This window comes from Duganella hordei (genome assembly GCF_040369125.1).
Taxonomy (GTDB): domain Bacteria; phylum Pseudomonadota; class Gammaproteobacteria; order Burkholderiales; family Burkholderiaceae_D; genus Rugamonas; species Rugamonas hordei.
On sequence record NZ_BPWI01000033.1, the window covers coordinates 22,708 to 34,288 of the forward strand.

General features: G+C 66.2%; 7 protein-coding genes. 4 read left to right on the plus strand and 3 right to left on the minus strand.

Annotation, left to right across the window (positions count from 1 at the left end; genetic code table 11):
• Positions 1–7 precede the first annotated feature (7 nt).
• Genes ABWW33_RS32290 through ABWW33_RS32305 form a run of 4 tightly spaced genes read left to right on the plus strand, consistent with a single transcriptional unit; the run spans position 8 to position 2,872 of the window.
• Positions 8–628 (plus strand): class I SAM-dependent methyltransferase, encoded by a 621-nt coding sequence (locus tag ABWW33_RS32290; protein WP_176653463.1) that lies wholly within the window; start codon positions 8–10, stop codon positions 626–628.
• Positions 628–1,395 carry a hypothetical protein gene (locus tag ABWW33_RS32295; RefSeq protein ID WP_176653462.1) on the plus strand — a complete coding sequence of 256 codons (768 nt, stop codon included), beginning with the start codon at positions 628–630 and terminating at the stop codon, positions 1,393–1,395. Before ABWW33_RS32290 ends, ABWW33_RS32295 begins: the two co-directional genes overlap by 1 nt.
• 17 nt (positions 1,396–1,412) lie before the next feature.
• Positions 1,413–1,970: a dTDP-4-dehydrorhamnose 3,5-epimerase gene (gene rfbC / locus ABWW33_RS32300; protein WP_176653461.1), complete on the plus strand. Its 558-nt coding sequence runs from the start codon at positions 1,413–1,415 to the stop codon at positions 1,968–1,970.
• Positions 1,967–2,872, plus strand: a complete 906-nt coding sequence (locus ABWW33_RS32305) for an NAD-dependent epimerase/dehydratase family protein (protein WP_353405518.1) — start codon at positions 1,967–1,969, stop codon at positions 2,870–2,872. The genes rfbC and ABWW33_RS32305 overlap by 4 nt, the downstream gene beginning before the upstream one ends.
• A gap of 24 nt (positions 2,873–2,896) precedes the next feature.
• On the opposite strand, the gene ABWW33_RS32310 is transcribed toward ABWW33_RS32305, so the two are convergent.
• The 3 genes from ABWW33_RS32310 to ABWW33_RS32320 form a co-directional block, all read right to left on the minus strand.
• Positions 2,897–4,264 (minus strand): HlyD family type I secretion periplasmic adaptor subunit, encoded by a 1,368-nt coding sequence (locus tag ABWW33_RS32310; protein ID WP_176653459.1) that lies wholly within the window; start codon positions 4,262–4,264, stop codon positions 2,897–2,899.
• Positions 4,237–6,414: a peptidase domain-containing ABC transporter gene (locus ABWW33_RS32315; RefSeq protein ID WP_353405519.1), complete on the minus strand. Its 2,178-nt coding sequence runs from the start codon at positions 6,412–6,414 to the stop codon at positions 4,237–4,239. The genes ABWW33_RS32310 and ABWW33_RS32315 overlap by 28 nt, the downstream gene beginning before the upstream one ends.
• A gap of 163 nt (positions 6,415–6,577) precedes the next feature.
• Positions 6,578–11,581, minus strand: a 5,004-nt coding sequence (locus ABWW33_RS32320; RefSeq protein WP_353405520.1) for an SPM autocatalytic domain-containing protein, incomplete at its 5' end; no start/stop codon positions are given.

Below are 11,581 nucleotides of genomic sequence, written 5' to 3' on the forward strand. Positions count from 1 at the left end.
GACTGCCATGAGTTTACCGGAATCCTCCAACGCCGCCTACATCACGCCCTACCTCGCGATGCTGCCGCCAAACGCGCGCCTGCTGATACAGGCCGGCGGCACCGATGGCGGCCTGGCCCGCCAGTACCGCGCCCGCTATCCCGCCTCCTCATGGCTGGCGGTGGATGCCGATGCGACACTGGCCCAGCAGGCCCGCGAGTATGCCGACCGCGTGCACCAGGCCGACCTGCACCAGGCCGGTGAGGTCTTCTATAAACATCTGGAATGGGCGGACGGCTGGGTCTTCGACTGCACGCTGGAACACTTGCGCGACCCCGGCAAGGTGCTGGCGCAGGTGCGCAAGGTCATCCAGTACGACGCCTGCGTGGTTGCCCGCATCGCCAACAGCGAACACTGGAACCAGACGGCCGAGCCGGCGCGCCACCGGTTGGCGCTCGCCGGCGTACTGGGTCTGTTCGAGGATGCCGGCTTTCGCGTCGTCAACGGCATCATGCTAAATCCCGCGCCGGTACCGGAGCATGTGGTTGAAGCGCTGCGCCAGCGCGCGGCGCGGACCGGCGAGACGGCCATGCGGCTGCTTGAAGAAGCCCAGCCTTCCCACTACCTGATTAAAGCCATGCCCGCGTGATGAAAGATACTCCGCTCTATTACTGCATCGCCCACGCGCCGTTCGCCTGGAAGATGCCCGACTTCATGACCATGCTGGGATCGGGCGACTACGTGCCGGAATCGGGCCTGGCGATGAGCAAGATGTTGACGCCGGAACAGGCGACGCGTAACCGCTACCTGGGGGAATATCTGGCGCTGTTCCAGATCCGTCGCATGCTCATCGCCGACAAGGCCGAAGGCTTTGTCGGCTTCTGCCATTACCGCCGTTTCGCGCTGACCGATCCGATCGGCACACTGCGCGGTTTTAACCACCACGCCCATCCGGACATGTTGGCCGGGGTCCTGCCTGAGCATTTCTACGGCGACGGCAAGACACCCATCGTACCGATCTCGGTGGCCTTCAACGGCACCATCATGCAGCAGTTGCAGGCAAACTGCCCGGTGCGCGAGCTGCTGATGTTCTTCGGCGACGCCATCGATTGCGGCGTGATCACCGACCTCGAGGCCGCCAATTTCTTGAGCGGCAACGCCTTCATCACCGCACCGACGGTGGCCTACATTCCGGTAACCTGGTTCGTCGAAATCGTGCACGATCTGGAGCTGGTGATGTCGCGCTACTACCGCCACCACTACATCGAACGCGACGGCTACCTGGCGCGCAGCATGGCGTTCTGCTGCGAGCGGCTGCAAGCCTTCCTGCTGGCTAAACGCATCGCCGAGTGGGGGCCCGACAAGGTGATCTCGCGCCCGCTGGTGCTGCTGGACGCCAACATTCCACGTTCCTGACTGACATCGACACTGCCATGAAAATTGTCCCTACCGACATCGCCGGTTGCTTCCTGATCATCCCGGACATACGTCGCGACGAGCGCGGCAGCTTCGTCAAGGTCTTCCACGAAGATATCTTCCGCGAGCACGGCCTGGCCACCGACTACGCCGAGGAATACTACTCGGCGTCGCATCGCAACGTGGTACGCGGCCTGCACTTCCAGACCCCGCCGCACGATCACGCCAAGCTGGTGTATTGCGTGCAGGGCTCGGTGATGGACGCGGCGCTGGATTTGCGGCGCGGCTCGCCGACCTACGGTCACAACCTGATGCTGGAGCTGAGCGCCGGCAACGGCCATATGCTGTACCTGCCGCGCGGCCTGGCGCACGGCTTCTGCACGCCGAAGGAACCGGCGATGATGGTGTACAAGGTCACCGCCACCTACGCGCCGGCCCACGACTCGGGACTGGCATGGGATTCGGCCGGCATCGACTGGCCGGTCCGGGATCCTATCATGTCCGCGCGCGACCGCCAGTTCGGCGCGCTGGCCGACTTCGACACGCCGTTCGTGTTTGACGGCGGCCAGCCATGAGCGCGCGCCGCGCACTGCTGACCGGCGCCAGCGGCTTTGTCGGCGCCGCGCTGACGCGCCGCTTGCTGGCCGATGGCTGGGAGGTGCACCTGCTGCTGCGCGAAGGCTCGTCGACGGCCGGCCTGCCGCCGGAGAGTCCCCTGCTGCATCTGCACCGCCACGACGGCGACACGCTGCAGCTGATCGAGATCATGCGCGCCGCCGCGCCGGAAGCCGTATTCCATCTGGCCTCGCTGTTCCTGGCCACCCACAAGCCGGAAGACGTCACGCGCCTGATTCATTCCAACCTGCTGTTCTCGACCCAGCTGGCCGAAGCGATGGCCGCCTGCGGCGTACGCCGCCTGGTCAACACCGGCACCTCGTGGGAACACTACGAGGACGAGGCGTACAACCCGGTATGCCTGTACGCCGCCACCAAGCAGGCCTTCAGCGCGCTGCTGCGCTACTACGTCGAAGTCCACGGTTTGCGCGTGGTGACGCTGAAATTGTTCGATACCTACGGCGCCGGCGATCCGCGGCCCAAGGTGCTGAATTTGCTCAAGCGCGTGGCGCTGGAAGGCAGCTCGCTGGGCATGTCGCCGGGCGAGCAGCTGATGGACCTGGTGTACATCGACGATGCCGTCGAAGCCTTCGTCACCGCCTATGAACGGCTGGCCGACGGCCGCCAGCAGAACGCGACCGAAGAATACGGCGTCTCCAGCGGCAATCCCCTGCCCTTGCGCGACCTCGCCGCGCTGTATGCGCAGGTCAGCGGCAAGCCGCTGGCGATCGAATGGGGCGGCCGCCCTTACCGCGAGCGCGAAGTGATGGTTCCCTGGCACAGCTACCAGGCCCTGCCTGGCTGGCAAGCCAAAACCGACCTGGCCGCCGGACTGGCGCTGTTCCACAACGCCAGTTCCTAGCCGCTCAGCCGCCGGCGGCAATGCCTACGGTTCGCGTATCGATTCGTCCAGCGCCCGCGTCAGCGGATACAGCAGGTAGGACATCACGGTGCGGTGGCCGACCACGATCTCCGCCGACAAGGTCATGCCCGGCAGCAGCTGCGCGCCCGGCGTCATCTTCTTCAGCTTGCCGGTGTAGGGGATGCGGCTCAGGTAGTAGGCGTCGAGGCCGCCACCGTTCTTGTCGGTCTGCTCGCGCTTGAACGCGTCCTGGCTGATGGTGCGGACCTTGCCGTCGAGCATGCCATGCTGCTGGAACGAAAACGCGTCGACCTTCAGGTGCACCTGCGCGCCCGGCTTGATGTAGCCGATGTCGAGCGAATCGATCTGCACTTCCGCCTCCAGCTCGGCGCCCAGCGGCACCAGCGTGAACAGCGGCTCGGCCTCGCGCACGATGGAGCCGACCGACAGCTTGCCGATCTCCAGCACCACGCCGTCGGCCGGCGCCACCATCTGCACCATCTTGTGCCGCTTGTCGGCCTTGGCCAGCTGCTCGTTGATGCCGTCGCGGTCGCGCGAGGCGCTCAGCAGGTCTTCCATGGTCTTCTGCCGCCAGCTCTTGTCGAAGGCGGCCCGCTCGGCCTGCGCCGACGCCAGCTCGCTGGCCATCTCGATCGCCTTGTTGCGCTGCAAGTCCATGTCGCGCTCGACTTCGAGGCGGCGGTCGCGCGCCTCCAGCAAGTGCATCTTGGCGCCGAACTGCTCGGCCATCAGCTGCTCCTGCATCGCCTCCACTTCGCGCAGCGACTTCACGCGCTGGGCCAGGATCTGCTGGTCGTGCTTGTTGGTTTCCAGGCCCGCCTTCAGGCGCGCGATGTTCTGGTCCATCTTGGTCTTCTGCGCCTCGAAATTACCCTTGCGCTCGCTCGACAGCTGCGCCTGCAGCAGCGAGTCGGCGCTCGACTTGCCGTTGGTGACGGCGCCCGGCTGGCCGGCCAGCTCGGCGCGCAGGCCGGCGGTCTGGGTGTCCAGGCTTTCCAGCCGCACGCGCAGCTGCTGCTCGTCGGCGGCGGTGAAGGTCGGGTCCAGCGTGGCCAGCACCTGGCCTTTTTTCACCACCTGGCCGACGCGCACGTCGATGCTCTGGATGATGGAGGTGTCCAGCGGCTGCACCACGATGTTGGGCAGCGGATTGACCAGGCGGCCGTGGGCGACGACGATCTTCTCCACCGGCGAGAAGCAGGCCCACAGGATGAAGAACGCGAACGCGCCGATCAGCACGTGCAGCGTGAGGCGCACGAACTTCGGCAGCGGGCCGCGCTCGATGGCGTCCGCATCCGGCAGGAACTCGATTTCGGTCTCGTCCTTGCGGCGGCGCTTGAAGCTTAGAGGTGACTTGTTTGCTGGTTCCATAAGTGCTGGTAAGTTTCGCTACGTGTAAGCAGTTCTTCGTGGCGGCCGGCGTCCATCAGACGGCCCTGCTGCATGACCATGATCTTGTCGGCGTTGACCAGCGTCGACAGGCGGTGCGAGATCATCACCACCGTGCGGCCGACCGCGATGCGCGACAGGTTGTTGATGAAGATCGCCTCCGATTCCGGATCCAGCGCCGAAGCCGCCTCGTCGAGGATCAGGATGCGCGGCTTGGCCACCAGGGTGCGGGCGATCGACAGCCGCTGCTTCTGGCCGCCGGACAGGTTGGAGGCGTTTTCCTCCAGCACGGTGTCGTAGCCCAGCGGCAGGCGCTCGATGAACTCGTCGGCGCCGGCGGCGGCCGCGGCCTCGACCAGCTCTTCAAACGTGGCGTCCGGCTTGGTGACGGACAGGTTCTCGCGCACGGTGCCGCGGAACAGGAAATTCTCCTGCAGCACGACGCCGATCTGGCGCCGCAGATGCGACAGCTCGATCTCGCGCGCGTCGATGCCGTCGAAACGGACGATGCCTTCCTGCACCGGGTACAGGCCCTGGATCAGCTTGGTCAAGGTGGTCTTGCCGGAACCGGAGCGGCCGACGATGCCGACCACGGTGCCCGGCTCGATGGTGAAGCGGGCCTTGTCCAGCGCCATCGCCTGCGCGCCCGGATAGCGGAAGGTGACGTCGTCGAAGCGGATCTCGCCCTGCAGGATGGGGCGCAGGCCGTTGGCGCCGGCGCGGCCTTCGGGCGCGCGGTTCATCACCTCGCCCAGCATGCGCACCGACAGCGCCGTCTCCTGGTATTCGTTGACCAGGCCGACGATGGAAATCAAAGGCTGGGTCACCCGGCCCGACAGCATCTGGAAGGCGATCAGCGCGCCGACCGACAAGGTGCTGTCGAACACGTCGGCCGCGCCGACCACGATCAGGGTGACCGGCAGCAGCTTGCCGAGGAAGTCGGTGACGGCGTTGCCGGCGATCGAGATCTGGCCCACGCGGAAATGCATGGTGATCGCCTCGGCCGAGCGCTGGTCCCAGATGCGCCGCTGCGACGGCTCGATCGCCAGCGCCTTGACGGTGCGCATGCCGTGGATGGTTTCCACCAGCATGCCCTGGCGCTGGCCCTCGGCCGAGTACAGCGCGTTGAGGCGGCGCTGGAAGGTCGGCACCATGGCCATCACCACGCAGGCGATCAGGCCTGCGAACAGCAGCACGATCATCGCCAGCTTGAACGAATAGCTGAACAGGATGGGCACGAACACCACCAGCGCGATCAGGTCCAGGCCGGTGAAGAACAGGCGGCCGGTGAGGAAGTTGCGGATCTTTTCCAGCTGCTGCATGTGGCGCGTGACCACGCCGGCGCTGGTGGTCTCGAAGAAGTCGATCGGCAGCGACAGCAGGTGGCCGAACACGCGGCGCGTCAGCCGCATGTCGATCTTGTTGGAGGCGGCCAGGGTCAGCGTCTGGCGCAGGAAGCCGAAGGTGGCGTCGAACACCAGCGCGGCGACGATGCCGACCGCCAGCACCTGCAAGGTGGTCACGCTCTGGTGGGTCAGCACCTTGTCGATCACCAGCTGGAAGAAGATCGGCGAGGCCAGCGCCAGCAGCTGCATGGCGACGGCGGCGATGAAGATGTCGCGGAACGCCGCCTTCTGCTTGAGGATCTCGGGAATGAACCAGCGCAGGCCGAACGGCTGGTTGGGGTCGGACAGCTTGTGCTGGCGTTTGACGAACAGCACGTCGCCGCTCCAGCGCCGTTCGAAGTCGGCGCGCGTCACCATGACCACGGCGGCGTTGGCGTTGGCCGGGTTCAGCACGGCGACCGTGTCCTCCGCGCCGTTTTCGCCGGGCTTGACGCCGACCGCGATCACCATGTTGCCGTCGTTCAGGCGCGCCATCAGCGGGAACACGCCGCCCTGCGCCATCAGGCGCGACCAGGTCAGCTTGTCGGCCTTGGCCTTGAGGCCGATATCGGAGGCGATGCGCAGCAGCGCGCCGGTGCCCGGCTCTTCCGCGCGCAGCGCGTAGTCGTCGATCAGGCGTTCCGGATTGATTTGCAAACCGTGATGCTGCGCGATGGCTGTCAGACACTGTATCGCGGTATGGGGGAATTTATCGTGCATAAGCCTGATCAAGGTTAAAACTTGCATTGGCGCACTATCGTGCCAGCCTTCGGATTCTAACCTAGTGCAGTGCTTGGCGGAGGGTTTTGTGTTGCTGAAACACAGCCCGAATTACCACGTTGTTCCGGGGCTTAAAAAAAACGGCAAGACCCGCAGGTCTTGCCGTCCTTACTTCCTTACTGGAAGCTGATTACTTGGCAGCCAGGAAACCGCTGTGGTTGCCGCCTTGCAGCGCTTTCAGTCGCAGCGTTTCCTCGGTGGAAGCGGCGTTGGAGGTCGCGGTCAGCTTGTTGTCGTAATTGCTGATCGCATCCGCCATCGCGGCCACTGCCGTGTTGACGCTGTTCGGCACTTCCAGCTTGGCGGTGGTGGTCACCGTCGCCGCTGCCGCGCTGAAGCTCGACATCGCTGCCGACAGGCCGCTGACCGAGGAGCTCAGGCTGGCCGCCGCCGTCGTGCTCATCTGGAACCAGACGTCCGCCGCTGCGTGGCTGGCGCCGTCGCTGGTCTCGAAGGTCGACGTGATGCCAACAATGTTGCCGTTGTTGAGCGACGCGTTCTGTTTCGAATCCAGGTTCAGCTTGGTGATGCCCAGGTCGGCCAGCGATTTCAGCTCGTCGGCCTGGCTGACGCCGTCGGCATTGCCGTCGACCCAGACACGCAGGTTGCCGAAGGCGCTGTCCTTGGCGTCGATGGTGCCGTCGCCATTGGTGTCCAGTTCGCCCAGCGCAGCGTAGCCGTTGGTGGCTTTCTGGCCGTTGGCCAGCGTGGTGCCGGAACCGAACAGTTCGCTGCCGTCGTTGATCACGCCGTCGCCGTTGCGATCCAAGGCCAGCAGACCGTCGCCGCCGCCCACCCAGCCGGTGTTGACCTTGTTGCCGTTAGCCAGCAGATCGAAGTTCACGCCAGCCGACAGGCCCAGGGTGTTGATGCCGTTGCCGTTCAGGTCCAGCACGATCGGCGTACCCAGCGGCGAAGGCAGTGCCGCGATCTGGTCGGTCGACAGGCCAGGCACCTGGGCGCTGGTGATCGAGCACACTTGCGAGGTGGTCATCGCGTGGATCTGGTCGGTCGTCAGGCTACGCAGCTGCGCGGTGCTCAGCGAAGCGATGGCCGAGGTTTTCAGACCGACGAAGTCCTGGGTCTCGATCGCCACCAGCTGGTTGGTCGACAGTGCCTTGATCTGGCCGGTCGTCAACGCTTGCAGCTGTTGGCTCGACAACGCAACGATCTGATCGGTCGTCAGCGCGGTGATCTGCGCGGTCTGCAACGACGCCACGATATTGGTCTTCAGCGCAGCCATGTCCGAGGTACCCAGCGCCGCCACCGCGGCAGTCGCCAGGGCGGCCACCTGACCGGTGCTCAGCGCGCCGACCTGGTTCGAGCTCAGCGCAACAGCCTGGTCGGTGGTCAGACCCGAGGCGATGTTGGCGGTGCTCAGCGCGGCGACCTGGGCGGTCGACAGCGCGCCCACCTGGTCGGTCGTCAGCGACGCGACCTGGGCCGAGCGCAGCGATGCGATCACCGAGGTCTTCAACGCGCCGATGTCGGCCGTTTCAATCGCGGCCACGGCGCCGGTGCTCAGCGCACTCACTTGCGCCGTGCTCAGGGTACCGATCTGCGTCGACGACAGCGCCACCACTTGATCCGTGGTCAGGCCGCTGGCCAGGTTGGCGGTGGTCAGCGAGGCCACTTGCGCGGTGCTCAGCGCAACGATCTGGTCGGTCGACAAGGCAGCCAGCTGGGCGCTGCGCAAGCCGCTGATGGCTGCGGTTTTCAACGCGCCGATGTCGGCCGTTTCAATCGCGGCGATGGCGCCGGTGCTCAGGCCCGCGGCCTGGGCGCTGGTCAAGGCGCCGATCTGGCTGCTGCTCAGTGCAACCACCTGATCGGTGGTCAGCGCCGCGGCCTGGCTGGTGCTGAGGCCGGCGATGGTGGCGGTTTTCAGCGCGCCGATGTCGGCCGTTTCAATCGCGGCGATATCGTTGGTGCTGAAGGCGCTGAACTGGGCCGAGCTCAGGGCGCCCAGCTGATTGGACGTCAGGGCCACAATCTGGTCGGTGCTCAAGGCCGCGACGTTGGCGGTGCTGATGGCCGCCACTTGCGCGGTGGTCAGGTTCGACAGCTGGTCGGTGGTCAGGGCCGCCAGTTGCGCGGTTTTCAGCGAGGCGATGATCGAGGTTTTCAGGCCCACGATGTCACCGGTCTCGATGGCGGCGATGTCCTGGGTCGACAGCGCACCGAATTGCGCGGTGCTCAGCGCGCCCAGCTGGTTCGAGCTCAGCGCCACGATCTGGTCGGTCGACAGACCCGAAGCCAGGTTGGCGGTGGTCATCGAGGCCACTTGCGCGGTGCTCAGCGCAACGATCTGGTCGGTGGTCAGCGCGGCGGTCTGCGCGGTGCTCAGCGCGGCGATGGCCGAGGTCTTCAGCGCGCCGAGGTCGGCCGTTTCAATCGCGGCGATGGCGCCGGTGCTCAGGGCGGCCACCTGGCCGCTGGTCAGGCCGCCGATCTGGCTGCTGCTCAGGGCGACGATCTGGTCGGTGGTCAGCGCCTTGACCTGGTTGGTGCTCAGGCCGGCGATGACCGCCGATTTCAGCGCGCCGATGTCGCCCGTTTCAATCGCGGCGATATCGTTGGTGCTGAAGGCGCTCAGCTGCGCCGAGCTCAGGGCGCCGAACTGGTTCGACGACAGCGCGACGACCTGGTCGGTGGTCAGGGCCGCGACGTTGGCGGTGGTGATGGCCGCCACTTGCGCGGTGGTCAGGTTCGACAGCTGGTCGGTGGTCAGCGCCGCCAGTTGCGCGGTTTTCAGCGAGGCGATGATCGAGGTTTTCAGGCCCACGATGTCACCGGTCTCGATGGCGGCGATGTCCTGGGTCGACAGCGCACCGAATTGCGCGGTGCTCAGCGCGCCCAGCTGGTTCGAGCTCAGCGCCACGATCTGGTCGGTCGACAGACCCGAGGCCAGGTTGGCGGTGGTCATCGAGGCCACTTGCGCGGTGCTCAGCGCAACGATCTGGTCGGTGGTCAGCGCGGCGGTCTGCGCGGTGCTCAGCGCGGCGATGGCCGAGGTCTTCAACGCGCCGAGGTCGGCCGTTTCAATCGCGGCGATCGCGCCGGTGCTCAGGGCGGCCACCTGGCCGCTGGTCAGGCCGCCGATCTGGCTGCTGCTCAGGGCGACGATCTGGTCGGTGGTCAGGGCCTTGGCCTGGTTGGTGCTCAGGCCGGCGATCACGGACGATTTCAGCGCGCCGATGTCGGCCGTTTCAATCGCGGCGATATCGTTGGTGCTGAAGGCGCTCAGTTGTGCCGAGCTCAGGGCGCCGAACTGGTTCGACGTCAGCGCGACAACCTGGTCGGTGGTCAGGGCCGCGACGTTGGCGGTGGTGATGGCCGCCACTTGCGCGGTGGTCAGGTTCGACAGCTGGTCGGTGGTCAGGGCCGCCAGTTGCGCGGTCTTCAGCGAGGCGATGATCGAGGTTTTCAGGCCCACGATGTCACCGGTCTCGATGGCGGCGATGTCCTGGGTCGACAGCGCACCGAATTGCGCGGTGCTCAGCGCGCCCAGCTGGTTCGAGCTCAGCGCCACGATCTGGTCGGTCGACAGACCCGAAGCCAGGTTGGCGGTGGTCATCGAGGCCACTTGCGCGGTGCTCAGCGCAACGATCTGGTCGGTGGTCAGCGCGGCGGTCTGCGCGGTGCTCAGCGCGGCGATGGCCGAGGTCTTCAACGCGCCGAGGTCGGCCGTTTCAATCGCGGCGATGGCGTCGGTGCCCAGGGCGGCCACCTGGCCGCTGGTCAGGCCGCCGATCTGGCTGCTGCTCAGGGCGACGATCTGGTCGGTGGTCAGCGCCTTGACCTGGCTGGTGCTCAGGCCGGCGATCACCGCCGATTTCAGCGCGCCGATGTCGGCCGTTTCAATCGCGGCGATATCGTTGGTGCTGAAGGCGCTCAGTTGTGCCGAGCTCAGGGCGCCGAACTGGTTCGACGACAACGCGACGACCTGGTCGGTGGTCAGGGCCGCGATGTTGGCGGTCGTGATCGAGGCGATCTGGCTGGTGGTCAGGTTCGACAGCTGGTCGGTGGTCAGCGCCGCCAGTTGCGCGGTTTTCAGCGAGGCGATGATCGCGGTTTTCAGGCCCACGATGTCGGCCGTCTCGATGGCGGCGATGTCCTGGGTCGACAGCGCACCGAACTGCGCGGTGCTCAGCGCGCCCAGCTGGTTCGAGCTCAGCGCCACGATCTGGTCGGTCGACAGACCCGAAGCCAGGTTGGCGGTGGTCATCGAGGCCACTTGCGCGGTGCTCAGCGCGACGATCTGGTCGGTGGTCAGCGCGGCGGTCTGCGCGGTGCTCAGCGCGGCGATGGCCGAGGTCTTCAACGCGCCGAGGTCGGCCGTTTCAATCGCGGCGATGGCGGCGGTGCTCAGGGCGGCCACCTGGCCGCTGGTCAGGCCGCCGATCTGGCTGCTGCTCAGGGCGACGATCTGGTCGGTGGTCAGCGCCTTGACCTGGCTGGTGCTCAGGCCGGCGATCACCGCCGATTTCAGCGCGCCGATGTCGGCCGTTTCAATCGCAGCGATGTCGTTGGTGCTGAAGGCGCTCAGTTGTGCCGAGCTCAGGGCGCCGAACTGGTTCGACGACAGCGCGACAACCTGATCGGTGCTCAGTGCCGCGATGTTGGCGGTGGTGATGGCCGCCACTTGCGCGGTGGTCAAGTTCGACAGCTGGTCGGTGGTCAGGGCCGCCAGTTGCGCGGTCTTCAGCGAGGCGATGATCGCGGTTTTCAGGCCCACGATGTCGCCGGTTTCGATGGCGGCAATGTCCTGGGTCGACAGCGCACCGAATTGCGCGGTGCTCAGCGCGCCCAGCTGATTCGAGCTCAGCGCAACGATCTGGTCGGTCGACAGACCCGAGGCCAGGTTGGCGGTGGTCATCGATGCCACCTGCGCGGTGCTCAGCGCGACGATCTGGTCGGTGGTCAGCGCGGCGGTCTGCGCGGTGCTCAGCGCGGCGATGGCGGCCGTTTTGAGCGCGCCGACGTCGGCCGTTTCAATCGCGGCGATGGCGGCGGTGCTCAAGCCGGCAACTTGCGAGCTCGACAGCGCGCTGATCTGGCTGCTGCTCAGGGCGACGATCTGGTCGGTGGTCAGGGCCTTGGTCTGGTTGCTGGTCAGGCCGGCGATGACGGC

Bases quoted from the DNA above. Each gene is read 5' to 3' on its own strand.
- ABWW33_RS32290 (WP_176653463.1), top strand. From the start codon at position 8: ATGAGTTTACCGGAATCCTCCAACGCCGCCTACATCACGCCCTACCTC.
- ABWW33_RS32295 (WP_176653462.1), top strand. From the start codon at position 628: ATGAAAGATACTCCGCTCTATTACTGCATCGCCCACGCGCCGTTCGCC.
- rfbC (WP_176653461.1), top strand. From the start codon at position 1,413: ATGAAAATTGTCCCTACCGACATCGCCGGTTGCTTCCTGATCATCCCG.
- ABWW33_RS32305 (WP_353405518.1), top strand. From the start codon at position 1,967: ATGAGCGCGCGCCGCGCACTGCTGACCGGCGCCAGCGGCTTTGTCGGC.
- ABWW33_RS32310 (WP_176653459.1), bottom strand. From the start codon at position 4,264: ATGGAACCAGCAAACAAGTCACCTCTAAGCTTCAAGCGCCGCCGCAAG.
- ABWW33_RS32315 (WP_353405519.1), bottom strand. From the start codon at position 6,414: ATGCAAGTTTTAACCTTGATCAGGCTTATGCACGATAAATTCCCCCAT.